A 19,819-nucleotide genomic window follows, 5' to 3' on the forward strand; every position below is an offset into this window, starting at 1 on the left:
GACTATCCGCAGGGACAGGGATAAACCCGTTTTGACACAATATGATTGCGCGCCGAGAGAGCCTTATGCCCACGCTGAATGATATCCGATCAACCTTTCTGAACTACTTTGACAAACAGGGGCACGAAGTGGTGCCGTCCAGCCCTCTGGTCCCGCGCAACGACCCAACCTTAATGTTCGTGAACTCGGGGATGGTGCAGTTCAAAAACCTGTTTACCGGTGTGGAAACCCGCGACTACCAGCGTGCGACCACCGCTCAGAAATGTGTGCGCGCGGGCGGCAAGCACAACGATCTGGACAATGTGGGCTATACCGCACGGCACCACACGTTCTTTGAAATGCTGGGGAATTTCTCGTTCGGTGATTATTTCAAACCCGAGGCAATCCCGTTTGCCTGGGAGTTGATCACTAAGGAATTCGGTGTCGACAAGAACCGCCTGCTGACCACTGTCTATCACACCGATGATGAGGCGTTTGAAATCTGGAAGAAGGTTGGTGTGCCAGAAAACCGGATCATCCGTATCGCCACCAATGACAACTTCTGGCAGATGGGCCCCACCGGTCCGTGCGGTCCGTGTACCGAGATTTTCTATGATCATGGCGATCACATCTGGGGTGGCCCTCCCGGATCGGCCGAGGAAGACGGCGACCGGTTCATTGAAATCTGGAACATCGTTTTCATGCAGAACGAGCAGTTCGAAGACGGCTCGATGGTCGAACTCGACATGCAGTCGATCGACACCGGCATGGGGCTGGAGCGAATTGGGGCGCTGCTGCAAGGAAGCCATGACAACTATGACACGGACCTGTTCAAAACCCTGATCGAGGCGTCGGCGGACGCCACGGGTGTTGATCCTTATGGTGATCAGAACGTGCATCACCGGGTGATTGCAGATCACCTGCGTTCGACGTCGTTCCTGATCGCAGATGGTGTGATGCCGTCGAATGACGGACGAGGCTACGTTCTGCGGCGGATCATGCGCCGCGCCATGCGTCACGCGCATTTGCTGGGCGCGAAAGACCCGGTCATGCACCGGTTGGTGCCCGCGCTGGTGCAACTGATGGGCGCGCAATATACCGAGCTTGGTCAGGCGCAAGCTCTGATCGAAGAGACGCTGCTGCTGGAAGAAACCCGCTTTAAACAGACGCTGGATCGCGGTCTTAAGCTGTTGGATGATGAGGTCTCTGGCCTGCCTGAAGGCAGTGCATTGTCTGGTGAAGCGGCGTTCAAGCTGTATGACACTTACGGTTTCCCACTGGATTTAACGCAAGATGCATTGCGTGAAAAAGGCCGGACTGTGGATACGGACGGGTTCGATGCGGCCATGGCCGAGCAAAAAGCCAAGGCCCGCGCCGCTTGGGCCGGGTCCGGTGAGTCAGCGGATCAGGCCGTTTGGTTTGACGTTCTGGATGCAGCGGGCGCCACCGATTTTCTGGGTTACGACACCGAAAAAGCCGAAGGGCAGGTGGCAGCTCTGGTGGTTGATGGCGCTTTGGTCGACAAGATTGAAAAGGGCGGCTCGGGATGGGTTGTCGTGAACCAGACGCCTTTCTATGGCGAAGCTGGTGGTCAGGTTGGGGACACCGGGGAAATTCGGCGTCTTGAGAACCTGCAAGACGTGGCGCAGGTCGAAGACACGCGCAAGTTTGCAGAAGGTAAGGTTTATGCGCATCGGGTCACGGTAAGTCAGGGTACTTTGTCGAAGGGCGATGCTGTTGAGCTTGAGGTTGATCATGCCCGTCGAACAGCGATCCGGGCCAACCATTCGGCCACGCACTTGCTGCACGAGGCGCTCCGCGAAACGCTGGGTGATCACGTGGCACAGCGCGGTTCGCTGAATGCATCAGATCGGCTGCGTTTCGATTTCAGCCATTCCAAGGCGCTTAGCCCTGATGAGATTCAAAAGATTGAACGTGAGGTGAATGAATTCATTCGCCAGAACTCGACCGTTGAAACTAGAATCATGACGCCCGACGATGCGCGCGAACTAGGTGCGCAGGCGCTGTTTGGTGAGAAATACGGTGACGAAGTCCGGGTTGTGTCGATGGGCAAAGCTCAGACAGGCAAGGGTCACGACGGCGATACTTGGTCCATTGAACTGTGTGGGGGCACGCATGTGCGTCAGACCGGTGATATCGGCACGTTTGTTGTACTGGGTGACAGTGCCAGCAGTGCCGGTGTGCGCCGGATCGAGGCGCTGACCGGGGATGCGGCATTTCGGCATCTGTCCGCGCAAGATCAGCGGCTGGGTCAGATTGCTTCGGAATTGAAAGCGCAGCCGGATGATGTGGTCTCCCGGGTCAAGTCTCTGCTGGATGAACGCAAAGCTTTGCAAAACGAGGTTGCTCAGTTGCGCCGTGATCTGGCGATGGCCGGTGGTGCAGGGCAGGGCGGCGGAGCCGAAGCACGTGACGTGAACGGTGTGCCTTTCCTGGCGCAGGCGCTGAGCGGAGTTTCGGGCAAGGATCTACCTGCATTGATTGACGAACACAAAAGCCGTCTGGGCTCGGGCGCGGTGCTGTTGATTGCGGATGCCGGTGGTAAGGCTGCCGTGGCTGCCGGTGTAACATCGGACCTGACCGACAAGGTTTCAGCCGTTGATTTGGTCCGGGCCGCAGTGGTTGAACTGGGCGGCAAGGGTGGCGGTGGACGTCCGGACATGGCGCAGGGCGGTGGCCGGGATGCGTCAAATTCAGAAGCGGCAATCAAAGCCGCAGAACAAGTTTTGGGAGGATAAAATGCCGGCACTTTGGATTGCCCACGTGACCGTGACGGACAACGAGGCCTATGGCAAATATGCTGAACTGGCAGGACCGGCGCTTGCCAAGCACGGGGGCTCCTTCATCGCACGTGCTGGACGGTATGTGCAGCTTGAAGGGAAAGAGCGCCCACGCAATGTTGTTGCCCGTTTCCCCTCGGTCGAGGCCGCAGTGGAATGCTACAATTCACCCGAATATCAACAGGCGCTGGACCATGCACGCGGGGCTAGTGAACGTGAATTGTTGATTGTCGAGACCACTGAATAAAGCTCTGCCGCCAAAGATTGGCCAACTTCTGGTTGTGTAAGCGGAATTTAGCCAATGGATAAGCCAGGCAACTTGATGAGTCGTCTGGCTTTTTTGACATCGCAATATTTCTATATATTACAGTTATTTGTCTTCAATAACTTGCGCTAAGTTAACCTTGCGTAACTTTTGGATTGTGGCCGAGCCCTCACAATTCTTGCCTGAAATGGTCAAAATGCGGAACGAATTTCCGCCTCTTTTTCCTTGCAACTTCACCTCAGATTGCGCAAACGGCCCCGTCTACTGATAGTTAAGCTAAACGATCTACGGTCCTGTTTGTCCGCAATTGCGAGGATGAATAATGGTCGAGGAACAGGCATGAAGCTGTTGAGCAATGAACTCAGAGATGTATCTGCACGGTTGATCTCATCAATTGGTCGACTGGTTGCTGTATCCGCATTGGCGTTAGGAACTTTAGGTGTTGGCACCGATGCACAAGCAACCGAGGGACGCTTTATCCAGATTGCAGCCGTGTCGCCGCCGCCGTCAGGCGCTCGGCAATTGTGCCGTCAATACAGATGGGCGTGTTCGACCAAAGCAACTGTGTCCATGTCCAGCCAGAAAGAGATGCAGATTATTCAACGGGTAAATCGTCAGGTGAATGCGACGACACGCGCGGTAACAGATCGGTCGCAATATCGAACTGCGGAAAGATGGGCCTTGCCGACCTCTCGTGGTGGAGATTGCGAAGATTTTGCGCTGCTTAAGAAACGCGATTTAATTCGGGCCGGGGTTGATCCCAGTAAATTGCTGATCGCGACTGTGTTAGATGCAAGGCGCAATTCACATGCCGTGCTTGTCTATCGCTCGGCAGCCGGAGACTTGGTTTTGGACAACCTTACCAATCAAATAAAACCGTGGGCCGCCACGCAATATCTGTTCCTTCGCATGCAAAACCCAAGGAAACCCAGCGGTTGGGTCGGCGTTTACGGTCGTAGTTGAGGCTTTTCTCAAATGCCCATCAGGCTTAAAGAAAAAAAGGGCGGCCCGGAGGTCGCCCTTTGTGCATTCCATGGTTTTTAGCTTGATCTGATCATTAATTCAGCATCTTAGGACGCAAGTCAGATCCTGCAGTTCGGTTAAAACGTTCCACCACTGCCGGGGCCGCCAGCGTTTCCACCAGATGCGCCGCCCGTGCTGCCGCCATTACCGTTGCCGCCGCCGCCGCCACCTTGGCCGTTGTTGCTGCCGCCATTGCCGGTGCCCGGTCCTGAACCACCGTTGTTGCCGCCGCCATTACCGCTGTTTCCGGCGTTCCCGTTCCCATTGCCCGGGCCACCGTTATTGCCGCCGTTGCCACTGCCGCCATCGGTGCCGCCGCCATTGCTGCCGCCGTTCCCGGAACCGCCACCGCCATTGCCGCTACCGCCGCCTTGGCCATTATTGCTGCCGCCATTGCCGGTGCCCGGTCCTGAACCACCGTTGTTGCCGCCGCCATTACCGCTGTTTCCGGCGTTCCCGTTCCCATTGCCCGGGCCACCATTATTGCCGCCATTGCCATTGCCGGAATTGCCACCGTCGCCGTTATTGCCGCCGTTGCCATTGCCGGAATTGCCACCGCCGCCATTGTTGCCGCCGTTGCCATTGCCGGAATTGCCACCGCCGCCATTGTTGCCGCCGTTGCCGTTGCCGGAATTGCCACCGCCGCCATTGTTGCCGCCGTTGCCGTTGCCGGAATTGCCACCGCCGCCATTGTTGCCGCCGTTGCCGTTACCGGAATTGCCACCGCCGCCATTATTGCCACCGCCGCCATTATTGCCGCCGCCGCCGTTATTGCCGCCGCCGCCACCGCCGCCGCCGTTATTGCCGCCACCACCGCCACCGCCGCCATTGTTGCCGCCGCCGTCGTCACTGCTGCCGCCGCCGTTATCACCGTTGCCTGAAGCGCCAAAGGTGTCGCTGTCACTATCGCGATCAGATGCAGCCGTGGACGCCGTTGGCAAATCAGTCAGGACAGCCGCAAAAGCCGGACAACTATCAAGTGTACGGGCCAGAATGTCCTCGAAATCAGCTCGGCGTTGGATATAGCGCAACATGCGCGTATCGACGACTGAGCAGCCGCACAACGTTTCTGTCGATACCGATTGTCGGGCTGTTTTGATGTTGCATCTTTCCGCCTGCGCCGCGCTGGCGGTGATGAACGGTAATGTTGCTGAGACAAATACAAAAGATAATAAATGGGATTTCACGCGCATGGCGCCGCTCCTTCAGAACTCGTTACTAACACTATTGCACTACAGTTTGTGCTTTACGTTTTGGTACATCAATTGTGCCATACTTCAACCATAATTACACCCATTTTGGGTCACATTTACAAGGGGTGTTTAATTTGAATTAATTTTAGGAACAAATTTTATGCGAAAAAAGTACACTTAAAACAAAGAGAAAGCCCGCCAAAACGGCGGGCTTTTTGTATATTTGCGCAGTTCATGCGCGCACAAATTTGTCAGATGTGTGGCATTGTTGCAATTGCGGCAACTATACTTAAGGGAGACTCAGGCGGACTTCGCCATACGCTTGCGTTCATGCGGGTCCAGAAAGCGTTTGCGTAGACGCACAGCGTTTGGGGTGACCTCAACCAATTCATCATCGTCGATATAGGCAATCGCCTCTTCCAGCGAGAACTGAACGTGGGGCGTAAGCCGTACGGCATCGTCAGAACCGCTTGCGCGAACGTTGGTCAGCTTTTTACCCTTGAGAGGGTTTACTTCCAGATCATTGTCACGCGAATGCTCACCGATAACCATGCCCTGGTAAACGTCGGTTTGTGGGGCAACGAACATGCGGCCACGCTCTTCCAAGTTCCACAGGGCATAAGCCACGGCCTGACCCTTCTCCATCGAGATCAGAACGCCTGCGCGACGGCCCGGGATCGGGCCCTTGTGCGCGGCCCAGCCGTGGAACACGCGGTTCAGAACGCCGGTGCCACGTGTGTCTGTCAGGAACTCGCCATGATACCCGATCAACCCGCGTGAAGGGACGTGTGCGATGATCCGGGTTTTGCCTGCACCGGCGGGGCGCATTTCGGCCAGTTCACCTTTGCGCGCGCCGGTGATCTTTTCGATCACCGAGCCCGAGAATTCATCATCCACGTCAATGGTGACTTCTTCGATGGGTTCCAGACGCTGGCCGTCTTCCTCACGGAACAGAACCTGCGGGCGCGAAATGCTGAGTTCGAACCCTTCGCGGCGCATATTCTCGATCAGAACGCCCATTTGCAATTCGCCACGACCCGCGACCTCAAACGCCTCGCCCCCGGGGGTATCGGTGATGCGGATGGCGACGTTGGATTCGGCCTCTTTCATTAGTCGGTCACGAATGACACGGGATTGGACCTTTTTGCCGTCACGACCTGCCAGAGGGGAATCGTTGATGCCAAAGGTCACAGTGATGGTCGGTGGATCAATGGGCTGGGCGGGCAGGGCTTCTTCGACCTGCGGGGATACCAACGAATCCGCAACAGTGGCTTTGCTCATCCCTGCGATGGTAACGATGTCCCCAGCTTCGGCCACGTCGATGGGTTGCTGCGCGAGGCCACGAAACGCCAGAATTTTCGACGCGCGGAAGTTCTCGATCAGGGTGCCATCGCGGGACAGCGCCTTGAGGCTGTCGCCCGCCTTCAGCGTGCCGCTTTCCACGCGGCCGGTCAGGATACGGCCGATGAAGGGATCACTGCCCAGCGTGGTCGCCAGCATGCGGAACGGTTCGTCCTTGCGTTCGGCCTGTTGCGGGGCAGGGACGTGATCAACGATCAGGTCGAACAGCGCGGTCAGGTCCTTGCGCGGTCCGTCCAGTTCCATATCTGCCCAGCCCGAACGGCCCGATGCGTACATTGCCGGGAAGTCCAGTTGGTCATCATCAGCGCCAAGGTTGGCGAACAGGTCGAAACATTCGTCCAGCGCGCGGTCGGGTTCGGCGTCGGGCTTGTCGACCTTGTTCAAAACGACGATCGGGCGCAGTCCCAGCGCAAGCGCCTTGGAGGTTACAAACTTGGTCTGTGGCATCGGGCCTTCGGCGGCATCGACCAGCAGTACCACGCCGTCGACCATGCTGAGAATCCGCTCAACCTCGCCACCAAAATCGGCGTGCCCGGGGGTGTCGACGATGTTGATGCGCGTGCCTTTCCACTCGACCGAGGTGGCTTTGGCCAGGATGGTGATGCCACGCTCGCGTTCAAGATCGTTGCTGTCCATGGCGCGTTCAGCCACAGCTTGGTTTTCCCGGAACGCGCCGGATTGTTTGAGCAGCTCATCCACCAGGGTCGTCTTGCCGTGGTCCACGTGAGCGATGATTGCGATATTGCGCAGGTCCATGAGAGGTCAGCCTTTGAACGGGAAGTTGCCGCGCGCATAGCGTGGTTTGACCAAATAGACCAGCCCTAACCGGCGATCAGTGGCCGGCCGTCTTGGAAAACAGGTGAATGATCAGGATTCCGGCCAAAATCATGATTAATCCAATGACGGCGGGCCAGTCCAGCCTTTGCCCGAAAACAATGAAGCCAATGATCGCGATCAGAAAGATGCCAAGCCCGGACCAGATCGCATAAACAATTCCGACCGGCATGTATCTTAGCGTCAGGCCCAGCAGGTAAAAAGCAATGCCATAGCTGACAACCACCAGAACGGAGGGCCAGAAACGACTGAACTGTTGGCTGGCTTGCAGGGACGTTGTGCCGATGGTCTCTGCGATGACCGCCAGCAACAAGATCAGATAGGCTTTGGGCACGGTAAGTATCTCGACAAATGTTTTGCGAGGTTGAGCATGAAAACGGCAAAGCGAGCAAGCAAAATTTCGGAATCTCGACATGCGCAATGACGTTAAGGCAAAAACACTATCCATTTGGGAAGTATGGATAACCTGACTATTTTTTGACCCTAGGTTATGTTAAAAACGCGTTGTTTTTTAATGATTTTTGTTTTCCGGGTTACATCGCATGACGAAATTTGCAGGAATAATAGTTTTTGTTTCGGCTTTGATCGTGGCGCTTGGGTGGCTTGCTGGCGGGGGGTCCGTCGACAAAAACGCGGCCAAGTTTGTTGAACGGTTAGATAGTTTTCAGGTTTGAGCGCCTGCCGAAACAAGGGAAAAAGAGGCCTTTGCGCCTCTTTTTTCTTTTCCTACATGGTTGCCGTGGCAGCGAAATAGGCATCTAGCTGGGGTTGCAGCCACGCCCACAAGTCGGGTGCGCCGCGTTTGACCGGAGTGCCGACACGGGTTTCGATCTGCGCATAACTGACATCATAATCCACCCATGATCCGCCGCCCGTTGCCAGGTTTCCGACTGGTGCCTGAAAACGGTCGACTGCCTTGGCAAAGCGGGCATCGGGACTGTCGGCTGCTTCGAACTCATGCCACAGAGACAGAAAGGTCGCCTTTTGATTATCCGGTAGCATCCCGAACAGGCGCTCTGCTGCGGCTTGCTCTTCGGCTTCTTGGGCCGCGTGGTCGACATGACCATGAATGGGGTTATCCCCGGCGTCGATCTCAACAACATCATGCAACAGAAGCATTTGTAAAACGCGGTCAATGGACACATCGGGTGCTGCGTATTCGGACAGAATCCAGGCGTACAGCATGATGTGCCATGAATGCTCGGCCGAATTCTCGAACCGCTCACCGCTGAGCAGGCGCGAAGCCCGGTAGACGGATTTCAGTTGGTCGCTTTCGGCAAGAAATCCAAGGCGAGCTGAGAATGAAGTCTGTGCAGGGGTGTCTCCGATCAGCAGGCTTTGCGCTGCGGTATAGGCGTCTGGAAATTCGGTCTTCAGATAAGCGGCCCGCCCGCCGTTCAGATTGTCCTGAACAATAGCTTTGTGATCCGCCCTCGGGGCCGCGGCGCAGAGGACCTGAAACATCGGCTGGCAGCGATCAAGGGATTTCGCGAATCTGGCGTCTTGGGTCTGATCGGCCTCGAACTCTTGCCACAGGTTCAGACAAGCCTCGGCCTGATCTTCGGGCAAAAGATCGAACAATTCTGATGCGGCGGCTTGCTCGGCCCGTTCGACCGCTTGCCAATCGGTTTGCAGATGGATCGGATGATCGCCGACAATGATTTCGACCAAATCATGCAGCAACAGCATGCGGATGACCCGATCAATGCTGACACCTTCATCAGCCAAGGGTTGCATAACCAGCGCCCAAAGCGCGAGTTGCCAGCTGTGTTCAGCGGCGTTTTCAGCGCGGGACTGATCCAGAAGAAAGTTCGCGCGATTGACCGATTTCAGCCTGTCCACGCGTTTGAGAAATTCGATTTGCGCGGACAGTCTGTTCGTCATTGTTTTTCGATCGCTTTCAATTTGGAGCGGTGATCCGAGAGCCTCTGGATCACGAACTTGCGGGCTTTGCGCTCGGCCAAGCGCACGCGAATTTCGGTCAGGAAGGCCTCTTCCAAAGTCTGCGAGGACGCTCCCAGATGTTCGCCCACTTCGACAAAGAAACGGTCGTCGCCGGTTTCATCCATCACTTTCATTGTGTCCTCGGCCAGCTTGGCGGCCAGGGTGGTGATGGTGTCAGACATCAGCGTGTGTTCTCGGTCAGGCGGCGTTTCACATAGTCGCTGACATCGGTCATCAGAGTATCCATGTGACGATCCTGGAAGAAGTGATCGGCGCCATCAACCTCGTTATGGGTGATGGTGATTCCCTTTTGTTCGTGCAGCTTGTTCACCAGCGAGGTTGTGTCCGCAGGTGGTGCCACGCGGTCGGCTGATCCGTTGATGATCAGGCCCGAGGACGGGCAGGGCGCCAGGAACGAAAAGTCGTACATATTTGCAGGGGGTGACACGCTGATAAAGCCGGTGATTTCCGGGCGCCGCATCAACAACTGCATGCCGATCCATGCACCAAACGAGAAACCCGCGACCCAGCAGTGTTTCGAGTTGTTGTTCATTGACTGCAGGTAATCCAGCGCCGAGGCTGCGTCGCTCAACTCACCAACACCCTGGTCGTATTCACCCTGGCTGCGACCCACGCCACGGAAATTGAACCGCAAAACGGTAAAGCCCATGTTGTAGAATGCGTAATGCAGGTTGTAGACCACCTTGTTGTTCATGGTCCCGCCAAATTGAGGATGCGGATGAAGCACGATGGCGATCGGTGCGTCTTTTTCCTTTTGCGGGTGGTAGCGGCCTTCCAGTCGGCCTTCGGGTCCGGGAAAAATCACCTCGGGCATGTGTGCTTTGGTCCTGTCTTTTTCTTCTTGGTGCCGGGATATACTTGACGGTTATCGTCAGGCACCTTAGAACGGTTCTAATAATTTTGCATTGCGCAATGCGCTGCCCGTCGGAGATACGCACTGGCAGCGGCGGCGTCAATGTTTTCGCGCGGTATCGACCAAAAGGGGACGAGAATGAAGCTTTCGACCAAGGGTCGCTACGCGATGGTAGCTATGGCCGATATCGCCCTGCAACCGACAGATACGCTTGTAACGCTGAGTGAGATTTCTGAGCGGCAGGACATCTCACTGCCTTATCTTGAGCAATTGTTCGTGAAACTACGCCGAGCCGATCTGGTCTCATCGGTTCGCGGACCGGGTGGCGGGTATCGGTTGTCGCGGTCGCCTTCGGAAATTCGCGTGGTCGAGATTCTGTCGGCGGTCGACGAAACAGTGGATGCGCTGCAAAAAGGCGCAGGGGCATCGGGTGCGTCATCAGGAAGCCGGGCGCAATCACTAAGCAACCGCTTGTGGGAAGGGCTAAGCGCCCATGTTTATGTTTTTCTGCATCAAACCCGACTGTCGGACGTAATCAGGAACGATTTGGCCCCGTGTCCCGCGGTTCCGAGCCTGTTTGCAGTGGTGGACGAGTGAGATTATGCACTTGGTCTATGAAAACGCGATACCACTTCGCATTCGTGAAAAGGTGACTCCATGAGTCGTGTTTACCTGGATCATAATGCCACGACTCCTTTGCGCCCCGAGGCCAGAGAGGCGATGATCGCGGCGATGGAGGTTTGCGGCAACCCGTCTTCGGTGCATGCCGAGGGACGTGCCGCCAAGGCCTTGATCGAGAAGGCGCGGGCGCAAATCGCGGCGGCCTTTGGTGCGGATGGGGCGGATATCGTATTCACGTCGGGTTCCACCGAGGGGGCGGCGCTGACCTTACGCGGGCGTGGCCTGCATGGATCTGCTGTTGAGCATGACGCAGTAAGATCCTGGATTACAGAAGACTTGCCAGCGGACGCCTCGGGCCGCGTTCAAGTCTCCGATCCTGCTCAATCGACCTTGCAGCTGGCGAATTCGGAAACCGGTATCGTGCAGGCTTTGCCTGCGGGGCTTGCTGTAACCGATGCGACGCAAGCTTTTGGAAAACTACCGGTGGCCTTCAACTGGCTGGGTGCCCAAATGGCGCTGATCTCAGCGCACAAATTGGGTGGCCCCAAGGGTGTTGGTGCTGTTGTGATGAAACGCGGCACGGATTTGCCTGCCCAAATCCAAGGCGGTGGTCAGGAAATGGGGCGCCGGTCGGGTACCGAAAATGTCATTGGAATCGCGGGCTTCGGGGCCGCAGCAGAAGCCGCTGCACGGGATCTTGCCAATGGGGTTTGGGACAAGGTCAAAGAAATTAGAAATATTCTAGAAAATGCCCTTGAGGCCGGTTCTAAATTGACTATTTTTGTCGGGAAGGATCAGGATCGCCTGCCTAACACATTGTGTTTTGCCACTCCGGGATGGAAAGGCGAAACGCAGGTCATGCAAATGGACCTGGCGGGGTTTGCCATCAGCGCGGGTTCTGCCTGTTCCAGTGGCAAGGTGCGCGCCAGCGCGGTCCTCACGGCAATGGGGTATGATGAGGTCACGGCAGCCAGCGCAATACGCGTTTCGCTGGGACCTTTTACGACGAAAGAAGATGTGCTGCGTTTCGCCGAAACGTGGCTGGAAAAAGAGAAAAAGCATCGCGCGCGTGCCGCGTGACTTGACGGAGTGAAGGAAATGGCCGCTTTGGACCAGACCCAGGTAAAAGAAGGTGTCGATCAGGAAACCGTGGACGCGGTGCGCGAGGCTGGCACTTATAAATACGGCTGGGATACCGATATCGAAATGGAGTACGCGCCCAAAGGTGTGAACCCGGATATCGTTCGACTGATCTCTGACAAAAACGAAGAGCCCGAATGGATGACCGAATGGCGTCTGTCGGCCTTTGAACGCTGGAACAAGATGGAAGAGCCGACCTGGGCGATGGTACATTACCCGCCGATCGACTTTCAGGACCAGTATTACTATGCCCGTCCCAAGTCGATGGAAGAAAAGCCAAAATCGCTGGACGAGGTCGACCCCAAACTGCTGGCCACCTATGAAAAGCTGGGCATTCCGCTGAAAGAACAGATGATTTTGGCCGGCGTCGACGGCGCTGAGAATGCGCCCGCCGAAGGCCGTAAGGTCGCTGTGGACGCAGTATTTGACTCGGTCTCTGTTGGTACGACCTTCAAGGATGAGCTTGCCAAGGCCGGTGTGATCTTCTGCTCAATCTCTGAGGCGATCAAGGAACACCCTGAACTGGTCAAGAAATACTTGGGCACTGTGGTTCCGGTATCCGACAACTTCTATGCCACGCTGAACTCGGCCGTATTCTCGGACGGATCGTTCGTTTACATCCCACCGGGTGTTCGCTGCCCGATGGAGCTGAGCACCTATTTCCGCATCAACGCCGAAAACACTGGTCAGTTCGAACGCACGCTGATCATCGCCGATAAGGGATCATATGTGTCCTATCTGGAAGGCTGCACCGCGCCGCAACGTGATACCGCACAGTTGCATGCCGCTGTGGTTGAGATCATCGTCGAAGAAGATGCTGAAGTTAAATACTCGACCGTTCAGAACTGGTTCCCCGGTGATGAAAACGGCAAGGGCGGTATCTATAACTTTGTGACCAAGCGGGCGGATTGCCGGGGCGACCGGTCCAAGGTGATGTGGACGCAGGTCGAAACCGGCTCGGCCGTGACCTGGAAATACCCGTCCTGCATCCTGCGTGGCAATGAAAGCCAAGGTGAGTTCTATTCGATCGCGATTGCCAACAATTATCAGCAGGCCGACACCGGCACGAAGATGATTCACTTGGGCAAAAATACCAAGTCGCGCATCGTGTCCAAGGGCATCAGCGCGGGCAAGGCGCAGAACACCTATCGCGGGTTGGTCTCGATGCACCCGAAGGCGAAGGACAGCCGGAACTATACGCAGTGTGACAGCCTGCTGATCGGCGACAAATGCGGCGCACATACGGTTCCGTATATCGAGGTCAAGAACAACTCGAGCCGTGTGGAACACGAAGCGACGACATCCAAAGTGGACGACGATCAGCTGTTCTACTGCCGCCAGCGCGGTATGGACGAGGAAGAAGCCGTGGCCTTGGTCGTCAACGGGTTCTGCAAGGACGTGCTGCAGGCATTGCCGATGGAGTTTGCCATGGAAGCGCAGCAGCTTGTTGCAATCTCGCTGGAAGGCTCGGTTGGGTAGAAGGATTCTGGAAAAGGCTTCCTCTGGGACGACTGTGAAATGCCAAAATTTTTTGACATCAACAGGTTGCACCACCTGATCGATCTTCTCGGTCCGGCAAGATTAACGCGCGTCGTGGATATCGGAGCCAATCCACTAGATGAATCACCGTACTACAAACTCAGGGATGCGAAGCTGTGTGAAGTGTGGGGTTTTGAACCTCAACCAGAGGCATATGCCCAATTGGTTGAGTCAGCAGGATCGCAGGAACACTATCTACCGTATGCTGTGGGGTGCGGAGGTGAACAAACGCTCAACGTCTACAGGAGCAGTGGTTTTACGTCTTTTTACGAGCCAAATCCGGATTGGTTGGCAACTCTAGGGAAGTGGGACAAACAACTCACGCTTAAAGAAAAGTTGGATGTTGTCGGACATCGTCTGGACGATATTGAAGGCTTGCCCGAGTTTGATTTGCTCAAAATCGACGTTCAGGGTGCCGAGACCCAGATTTTTGAAGAAGGTGGCAAAAAGCTGAGCGAGGCATGCGCGGTTATTTCTGAAGTGGCTGCGATTCCCATCTACCAGGACCAACCACTGTTGAATGCTCAGATGACTGTTTTGGAAAGATACGGATACTCTCTTCACAAGTTTCTCTTCTTCAAACCGAGAGCGTTGCATGGAAGCAAGTTGTCCAAACGCCTGCGCCCAAGGTTTCACGCCAACCAGTTGACCGATGGGGACGCAGTGTTTCTGCGAAACTTGTTGAACTTGGATAAAGTGGAAAGCGAAAAACTAAAGCACCTCGCCATTCTGGCCGACTCGGTATTCGAAAGCTTCGATGTCGCGGCTCTTTCTCTGACAGAACTATTGAAACGTGGAGAAATTTCTGAGGAATCCGCGAATAGTTATGTTGACCAATTGCACAAAACAACCTGAAACGATACGCGCTCCCTGACTGGGGCAGAAAGAGAAAACATGCTGGAAATCAAAAACCTGCACGTACAACTTGAAGACGAAGATAAGCAAATCCTCAAGGGTGTGGACCTGACGGTCGAGCCTGGCAAGGTACACGCGATCATGGGACCGAATGGCTCGGGCAAATCGACGCTCAGCTATGTGCTTTCGGGACGTGACGGCTATGAGGTCACCGAAGGTACGGCGACGTTGGAAGGCGAAGACCTGCTGGACATGGAGCCAGAAGAGCGTGCTGCCGCTGGCGTCTTTCTTGCGTTCCAGTATCCGGTCGAAATTCCCGGCGTTGGCAACATGACTTTCCTGCGCACGGCGGTAAACGCTCAGCGGAAAGCGCGCGGAGAAGAGGAGCTGTCAGCGGCAGACTTCCTGAAAGAAGTGCGCGCCAAGGCCAAGACGCTGAAAATCGACGCCGATATGCTCAAGCGTCCGGTCAATGTTGGTTTCTCGGGCGGTGAGAAAAAGCGCAACGAGATCCTGCAGATGGCTATGCTGGAACCCACGATGTGCATCATGGACGAAACCGACTCGGGTCTCGACGTGGATGCGATGAAGCTGGTGTCCGAAGGCGTGAACGCGCTGCGCAACGAAGGTCGCAGCTTTTTGGTCATCACCCACTATCAGCGGCTGCTGGATCACATCAAACCGGACGTCGTACACATCATGGCTGACGGTCGTATCGTGAAGACCGGCGGACCCGAGCTGGCGTTGGAAGTTGAACATAACGGCTATGCCGACATTCTGGCCGAGGTGAACTGATGGCTTTGCCACAAGAGAAACTGACCGCAACCGAGGAGCGGCTGGCATCCCTGGCCATGCCCGAGATGTGCGGATGCACCCGTGCCGCACGCGAGGATGCGCTTGCGCGTGTGCAAGAGATGGGCCTGCCTGGCCGTCGCGATGAGTACTGGAAGTACACACGTCCTGATACGCTGATCTCGGCTCAAGCACCGCGCGCCGAGGTTTTCGATGCGGGCGAGCCCATGATTTTCGAAGACATGGACAATCTGAAAATTGTCTTCGTCGACGGAGTATTCAGCCCCGAGGAATCCGATGATCTGACACTTGAGGGGGTGATGATCGACCGGATCGAGGATATCTGCGGCAAGGATATTCACTGGGCCAAAGAGCTGTATGGCGCGTTAGAGAGCCGTGGCCAGACCCCAGTGCCGCGTCCGCTGGCTGCGCTGAACACAGCCTTTGCCAAAGATGGTGTTGCCATCCATGTGACAGGCAAACCGTCCAAGCCGATCTGCCTGATGTATCGTCACGCCTCGGAAACATCGGACGCGATGCTGCATCACGTGATCCGTGTCGAACCAGATGCCGAAGTCACCGTGCTTGAGGTTGGTCCGGCCGCGTCGCGCTTTAACAAGGTGATGGAGATCGACATCGCCGACAATGGGACGCTGCATCATGTGCGCGCGCAAGGTCGCGATCATGAACGTCGGGCAATGACTCATATGTTCGCCCGTCTGGGAACGGAATCGACCTATAAGTCATTTACCCTGACCGCAAACGGCGTTCTGACCCGCAATGAGCAGGTCGTGGAACTGACCGGAGATGATGCGGTTGCCCATGTGGCAGGTGCATGTGTCGGAGACGGTGATTTTCACCATGACGACACAGTGTTTATCACCCATGACGCGGTGAACTGCGAAAGCCGCCAGGTGTTCAAGAAGGTTCTGCGCAACGGTGCGACCGGCGTCTTCCAGGGTAAGATCCTCGTGAAAGAAGGCGCGCAGAAGACAGATGGCTATCAGATCAGCCAGTCGCTTCTGTTGGACGACGACAGCCAGTTCCTCGCCAAGCCCGAGCTTGAGATCTATGCCGATGATGTGGCCTGTTCACACGGCTCGACCTCGGGCGCGATTGACGAGACGGCTCTGTTCTACCTGCGATCACGCGGCGTTCCGGTCAAAGATGCAACCAACATGCTGACACTGGCCTTTCTGGCCGAAGCGGTGGACGAGATCGAAGACAGCGAAGTTGCTGAAAAGATCGTGAACCGTTTGGAAGATTGGCTGGCGCGCCGCAGCTGATGCCAGTCACATCGGATATCGTGGCCACTTACCGGGGGCCGGGGCGCGTGGTGCGTCGGCTTCTGGATTTGGGGCAGCGGGAAGACAGGGCCTTGGTCTTTGTCATGGGGTTTTGCGTGGTGGCTTTCATCGCACAGCTTCCCGGCCTGGCGCGGCGGGCGCATTTGGAAGGGCTTGAGCTGAACGCGCTGATGGCCGCGGCTTTGCTAGGCACTGTTTTCATACTGCCGTTGCTGTTTTACCTTCTGGCGTTCGTATCCTACGGGGCCGCTCGTTTGGTTGGCGGTCGCGGCACGGCTTACGGTGCCCGTCTGGCATTGTTTTGGGCCTTACTGTCGTCGACACCATTGGTGTTGCTGAACGGTCTGGTGGCGGGTCTCATCGGGCCAGGACCTGCGTTAACCCTGGTAGGGGCAGCCTGGTTTGGCGTGTTTATCTGGTTCTGGCTGGCGGGCCTGAGACAAACACAAAGGCAGGCGGAATGAATTTCTCGACCCTAGGTAACATTGCGGTCCTGACGCTGGTCAACCCGGCTGAAGCGGCCCGGCACCTATTATCCTTTCGCGTCGGGCGCGAAGTTCTGTGGCTGGCCTTCTGTCTGGCCGTCGTTTTGAATGGGCTGGTGCAGTTTGGGATCGAACATCTGGTTCCTTCGCCGGAAGGCCTGAATGTTCCTGCACCCGAACCGATTTTCATGAGCCTTATCCGCTCGGCCGCCCTAATGATGTTCAGCATTGCGGCGTTCCTGTTCGTCGGGCGTTTGCTGGGCGGGCGCGCGTCATTCGACGAGATCATGACGCTGACGGTCTGGTTGCAGTTCCTGCAAAGCGCGGCGATGTTCGTAACGCTTGTGCTGGCCATTTTCGTTCCGGTTTTGATGGTGCTGTTTTTGTTCGCCACAGCGCTGGTGAGCCTTTACGTCACGCTGCATTTCCTCAATGAAGCGCATAAGTTCGGAACGCTTTGGAAATCCTTTGGGGTCATAGTGTTGTCTGCGTTGATCGCAGCCCCCTTTGTCCTCGCTTTAACACCCAGCGGCCCGGTATAGGGATATGAAGACCATGTATGACGTAGAAAAAATCCGCGCGGACTTTCCGATTCTGTCACGCGAGGTAAACGGCAAACCGCTGACTTATCTGGACAATGGTGCCTCTGCGCAGAAACCTCAGGTGGTGATCGACGCGGTGACCCGCGCCTATGCCGAGGAATACGCGAATGTGCATCGTGGTCTGCATTACCTGTCCAACCTCGCGACCGAAAAGTACGAGTCCGTCCGCGGCACCATAGCCCGTTTCCTTGGGGCTGCGGATGAGAATGAGATAGTCCTGAACTCGGGCACGACCGAGGGGATCAACCTTGTGGCCTATGGCTGGGCGATGCCGCGCCTTCAGGCCGGGGATGAGATTGTCCTTAGCGTCATGGAGCATCACGCCAACATCGTTCCCTGGCATTTCCTGCGCGAACGGCAGGGGGTTGTCCTGAAGTGGGTCGATATCGATGCGGATGGCGGGCTGGACCCGCAGGCCGTGATCGATGCAATCGGTCCCAAGACCAAGCTGGTCGCGGTCACGCAATGCTCGAACGTGCTGGGAACGGTGGTGGATGTTAAGGCCATTACCGAAGGTGCGCATGCCAAAGGCGTTCCGGTGCTGGTCGACGGCAGCCAGGGTGCCGTGCATATGCCGGTCAATGTGTCGGATATCGGCTGCGACTTTTATGCGATCACCGGGCACAAGCTGTATGGCCCGTCCGGTTCGGGCGCGATCTATATCAAATCCGAACGCATGGCCGAGATGCGCCCCTTCATCGGTGGTGGCGACATGATCAAAGAGGTCAGCAAAGATCAGGTGATCTACAACGACCCCCCAATGAAGTTTGAGGCCGGAACACCCGGTATCGTGCAAACGATTGGTTTGGGCGTGGCGCTTGACTATATGATGGACCTGGGGATGGAAAACATCGCCGCCCACGAAGGTGCGCTTCGCGACTATGCGATGCAGCGGTTGACCGGTTTGAACTGGCTGCAGGTACAAGGCACACGTCCCGATAAGGCTGCTATTTTCAGCTTTATGCTGGATGGGGCAGGGCATGCGCATGACGTGTCGACGATCCTCGACAAAAAGGGGGTTGCCGTGCGGGCCGGTCATCATTGCGCCGGTCCACTGATGGATTTCTTCGGCGTGACCGCCACCTGCCGCGCCAGCTTTGGTTTGTACAACACCAAGGATGAGGTCGACACGCTGGTCGATGCCCTTGAACTGGCGCATGATTTGTTTGCCTAAAAGCTGGTCGATCCGGGTGGATTTTCAGTTGCACCTGGATCGGAACAAGGATAGCTAACGGCCAAGGCACCTGTAGCTCAGCTGGATAGAGCGCTGCCCTCCGAAGGCAGAGGCCAGAGGTTCGAATCCTCTCAGGTGCGCCATACCACCTCGCATTAGCAGTTATTCTGAGCGTCTTATATTGGAGACTGCGTCCCTTAATTTGACGCTATGATGACTGGTTCTGATACAGTCCGGTAAGCGACAATATCTGGTCGATGGAACGCAGTTCATCGAGGTTGAGCTGTTCTTTTCATAAGGAATAATTCTAGGTTACATAAAAACAAAGAGCGCCCAGAGGCGCTCGATTTTTTTTAAGATTTTGGAAGTGTTAACCGCCCCAGCTACGGACCTCACCGCAGTCCATATGGACGAAATTCGAGCGGGAGTACTTGCCCACTCCACCAGCGCGGCAGGACATTGCAGCCTTGGCCATTTGCGACACTGAACGCGACGACAGGCGCAGGTCAGCCGCTTGGCCTTTCATGTGCAATGAGTTCTTGGCAACCCGACGAGAACGAGACCGAAGCATCGCGTTGGTTTGCGGAGAACGATAGCCGGACAGCAGCATATAGGGCTCATTTACGTCCAGAAGGTTATGCGATGCAGCCATGATGTCGATCGTGCGCAGATCCATGTCTTTGCTTTGATCAGTCCGCCAGTCACGCATGAAGTGGTTCACTTCTTTGACAGCGTCCTTGATGTATTTTCCATCGACCCAATATATCATATCAATCCGTTCGCCGGTGCGACCGGAATACATACGAATACGTCGGATATCGCCGCCGCCTCGAAGGAAACCTGCTGCATTGGAATAGGTCGGTGCGGCCACAACTGCCGTAGCTGCAAATGCGCCCAGAAGGGCACGCCGGGTCAAGCCCGATGTACTGCTCATCGTCATTTCAGTTTCGTCCCGTACTGTTCCTGCCTGCACACGATGTTACGCGCGCGATATTAATTTTTTCCCATCCCAGATGCGGGATTTATGAC

19 protein-coding genes and 1 tRNA gene are annotated in these 19,819 nt (G+C 56.0%); 13 read left to right on the forward strand and 7 right to left on the reverse strand.

Features of this window, described 5'->3' with window-relative positions; translation table 11 throughout:
- Positions 1-65 precede the first annotated feature (65 nt).
- From alaS to ACR0AL_RS02735, 3 genes are all read left to right on the forward strand, one after another.
- Positions 66-2,738, forward strand: a complete 2,673-nt coding sequence (alaS, locus tag ACR0AL_RS02725; protein ID WP_480661878.1) for an alanine--tRNA ligase — start codon at positions 66-68, stop codon at positions 2,736-2,738.
- Position 2,739: 1 nt separating this feature from the next.
- On the forward strand, positions 2,740-3,027 hold the full coding sequence (locus ACR0AL_RS02730) for a DUF1330 domain-containing protein (RefSeq protein ID WP_170348761.1): 288 nt from the start codon (positions 2,740-2,742) through the stop codon (positions 3,025-3,027).
- A 315-nt stretch (positions 3,028-3,342) separates the two neighbouring features.
- A complete protein-coding gene (locus ACR0AL_RS02735) occupies positions 3,343-4,008 on the forward strand; it encodes a transglutaminase-like cysteine peptidase (RefSeq protein ID WP_480661880.1) in 666 nt (221 codons plus the stop codon).
- Between the two features lie 137 nt (positions 4,009-4,145).
- Here the strand turns inward: ACR0AL_RS02735 and ACR0AL_RS02740 are convergent, their stop codons facing one another.
- The 6 genes from ACR0AL_RS02740 to ACR0AL_RS02765 form a co-directional block, all read right to left on the reverse strand.
- Positions 4,146-5,102 (reverse strand): hypothetical protein, encoded by a 957-nt coding sequence (locus tag ACR0AL_RS02740; RefSeq protein ID WP_480661882.1) that lies wholly within the window; start codon positions 5,100-5,102, stop codon positions 4,146-4,148.
- 459 nt (positions 5,103-5,561) lie between these two features.
- Positions 5,562-7,379: a translational GTPase TypA gene (gene typA, locus ACR0AL_RS02745; protein ID WP_170375397.1), complete on the reverse strand. Its 1,818-nt coding sequence runs from the start codon at positions 7,377-7,379 to the stop codon at positions 5,562-5,564.
- Positions 7,380-7,455: 76 nt separating this feature from the next.
- On the reverse strand, positions 7,456-7,791 hold the full coding sequence (locus ACR0AL_RS02750) for a DMT family transporter (protein ID WP_226688434.1): 336 nt from the start codon (positions 7,789-7,791) through the stop codon (positions 7,456-7,458).
- Between the two features lie 392 nt (positions 7,792-8,183).
- Entirely contained in the window at positions 8,184-9,341 is a 1,158-nt protein-coding gene (locus tag ACR0AL_RS02755) for an HD domain-containing protein (protein ID WP_480661884.1), read from the reverse strand.
- A complete protein-coding gene (locus ACR0AL_RS02760) occupies positions 9,338-9,583 on the reverse strand; it encodes a hypothetical protein (protein WP_170348755.1) in 246 nt (81 codons plus the stop codon). The genes ACR0AL_RS02755 and ACR0AL_RS02760 overlap by 4 nt, the downstream gene beginning before the upstream one ends.
- Positions 9,583-10,236: an alpha/beta hydrolase gene (locus ACR0AL_RS02765; protein ID WP_170348754.1), complete on the reverse strand. Its 654-nt coding sequence runs from the start codon at positions 10,234-10,236 to the stop codon at positions 9,583-9,585. Before ACR0AL_RS02765 ends, ACR0AL_RS02760 begins: the two co-directional genes overlap by 1 nt.
- Before the next feature lie 177 nt (positions 10,237-10,413).
- Between ACR0AL_RS02765 and iscR the strand changes: the two genes are divergently transcribed.
- The 10 genes from iscR (at position 10,414) to ACR0AL_RS02815 (ending at position 18,933) form a co-directional block, all read left to right on the forward strand.
- Complete coding sequence (gene iscR, locus ACR0AL_RS02770; protein ID WP_170348753.1) at positions 10,414-10,872, forward strand: Fe-S cluster assembly transcriptional regulator IscR; 459 nt, start codon at positions 10,414-10,416, stop codon at positions 10,870-10,872.
- Between the two features lie 60 nt (positions 10,873-10,932).
- Positions 10,933-11,976, forward strand: a complete 1,044-nt coding sequence (locus ACR0AL_RS02775) for a cysteine desulfurase family protein (protein WP_425080617.1) — start codon at positions 10,933-10,935, stop codon at positions 11,974-11,976.
- Positions 11,977-11,994: 18 nt separating this feature from the next.
- Positions 11,995-13,515, forward strand: a complete 1,521-nt coding sequence (gene sufB, locus ACR0AL_RS02780; RefSeq protein WP_480661886.1) for a Fe-S cluster assembly protein SufB — start codon at positions 11,995-11,997, stop codon at positions 13,513-13,515.
- Positions 13,516-13,554: 39 nt separating this feature from the next.
- Complete coding sequence (locus tag ACR0AL_RS02785) at positions 13,555-14,430, forward strand: FkbM family methyltransferase (RefSeq protein WP_170348750.1); 876 nt, start codon at positions 13,555-13,557, stop codon at positions 14,428-14,430.
- 39 nt (positions 14,431-14,469) lie between these two features.
- Positions 14,470-15,225 (forward strand): Fe-S cluster assembly ATPase SufC, encoded by a 756-nt coding sequence (gene sufC / locus ACR0AL_RS02790; protein ID WP_480661888.1) that lies wholly within the window; start codon positions 14,470-14,472, stop codon positions 15,223-15,225.
- Complete coding sequence (gene sufD, locus ACR0AL_RS02795; protein ID WP_170348748.1) at positions 15,225-16,508, forward strand: Fe-S cluster assembly protein SufD; 1,284 nt, start codon at positions 15,225-15,227, stop codon at positions 16,506-16,508. The genes sufC and sufD overlap by 1 nt, the downstream gene beginning before the upstream one ends.
- A complete protein-coding gene (locus ACR0AL_RS02800) occupies positions 16,508-16,993 on the forward strand; it encodes a YIP1 family protein (protein ID WP_170348747.1) in 486 nt (161 codons plus the stop codon). The genes sufD and ACR0AL_RS02800 overlap by 1 nt, the downstream gene beginning before the upstream one ends.
- The gene (locus tag ACR0AL_RS02805) at positions 16,990-17,556 is read left to right on the forward strand and encodes a YIP1 family protein (RefSeq protein WP_170358522.1); all 567 of its coding nucleotides are present in this window, start codon (positions 16,990-16,992) and stop codon (positions 17,554-17,556) included. The genes ACR0AL_RS02800 and ACR0AL_RS02805 overlap by 4 nt, the downstream gene beginning before the upstream one ends.
- A gap of 13 nt (positions 17,557-17,569) precedes the next feature.
- Positions 17,570-18,790, forward strand: coding sequence for a cysteine desulfurase (locus tag ACR0AL_RS02810; protein WP_480661890.1), 1,221 nt, complete (start codon positions 17,570-17,572; stop codon positions 18,788-18,790).
- Between the two features lie 66 nt (positions 18,791-18,856).
- Positions 18,857-18,933 (forward strand) — tRNA-Arg (locus ACR0AL_RS02815).
- Positions 18,934-19,160: 227 nt separating this feature from the next.
- On the opposite strand, the gene mepK is transcribed toward ACR0AL_RS02815, so the two are convergent.
- Positions 19,161-19,730, reverse strand: a complete 570-nt coding sequence (mepK, locus tag ACR0AL_RS02820; protein WP_170348744.1) for a peptidoglycan L,D-endopeptidase MepK — start codon at positions 19,728-19,730, stop codon at positions 19,161-19,163.
- Positions 19,731-19,819: the final 89 nt, after the last annotated feature.

Source organism: Ruegeria sp. BB1 (genome assembly GCF_056539465.1).

Coding starts and splice junctions, on each gene's coding strand:
- alaS (WP_480661878.1), top strand. CDS start 66: ATGCCCACGCTGAATGATATCCGATCAACCTTTCTGAACTACTTTGAC.
- ACR0AL_RS02730 (WP_170348761.1), top strand. CDS start 2,740: ATGCCGGCACTTTGGATTGCCCACGTGACCGTGACGGACAACGAGGCC.
- ACR0AL_RS02740 (WP_480661882.1), bottom strand. CDS start 5,102: ATGTTGCGCTATATCCAACGCCGAGCTGATTTCGAGGACATTCTGGCC.
- typA (WP_170375397.1), bottom strand. CDS start 7,379: ATGGACCTGCGCAATATCGCAATCATCGCTCACGTGGACCACGGCAAG.
- ACR0AL_RS02755 (WP_480661884.1), bottom strand. CDS start 9,341: ATGACGAACAGACTGTCCGCGCAAATCGAATTTCTCAAACGCGTGGAC.
- ACR0AL_RS02760 (WP_170348755.1), bottom strand. CDS start 9,583: ATGTCTGACACCATCACCACCCTGGCCGCCAAGCTGGCCGAGGACACA.
- ACR0AL_RS02765 (WP_170348754.1), bottom strand. CDS start 10,236: ATGCCCGAGGTGATTTTTCCCGGACCCGAAGGCCGACTGGAAGGCCGC.
- iscR (WP_170348753.1), top strand. CDS start 10,414: ATGAAGCTTTCGACCAAGGGTCGCTACGCGATGGTAGCTATGGCCGAT.
- ACR0AL_RS02775 (WP_425080617.1), top strand. CDS start 10,933: ATGAGTCGTGTTTACCTGGATCATAATGCCACGACTCCTTTGCGCCCC.
- sufB (WP_480661886.1), top strand. CDS start 11,995: ATGGCCGCTTTGGACCAGACCCAGGTAAAAGAAGGTGTCGATCAGGAA.
- ACR0AL_RS02785 (WP_170348750.1), top strand. CDS start 13,555: ATGCCAAAATTTTTTGACATCAACAGGTTGCACCACCTGATCGATCTT.
- sufC (WP_480661888.1), top strand. CDS start 14,470: ATGCTGGAAATCAAAAACCTGCACGTACAACTTGAAGACGAAGATAAG.
- sufD (WP_170348748.1), top strand. CDS start 15,225: ATGGCTTTGCCACAAGAGAAACTGACCGCAACCGAGGAGCGGCTGGCA.
- ACR0AL_RS02800 (WP_170348747.1), top strand. CDS start 16,508: ATGCCAGTCACATCGGATATCGTGGCCACTTACCGGGGGCCGGGGCGC.
- ACR0AL_RS02805 (WP_170358522.1), top strand. CDS start 16,990: ATGAATTTCTCGACCCTAGGTAACATTGCGGTCCTGACGCTGGTCAAC.
- ACR0AL_RS02810 (WP_480661890.1), top strand. CDS start 17,570: ATGTATGACGTAGAAAAAATCCGCGCGGACTTTCCGATTCTGTCACGC.
- mepK (WP_170348744.1), bottom strand. CDS start 19,730: ATGACGATGAGCAGTACATCGGGCTTGACCCGGCGTGCCCTTCTGGGC.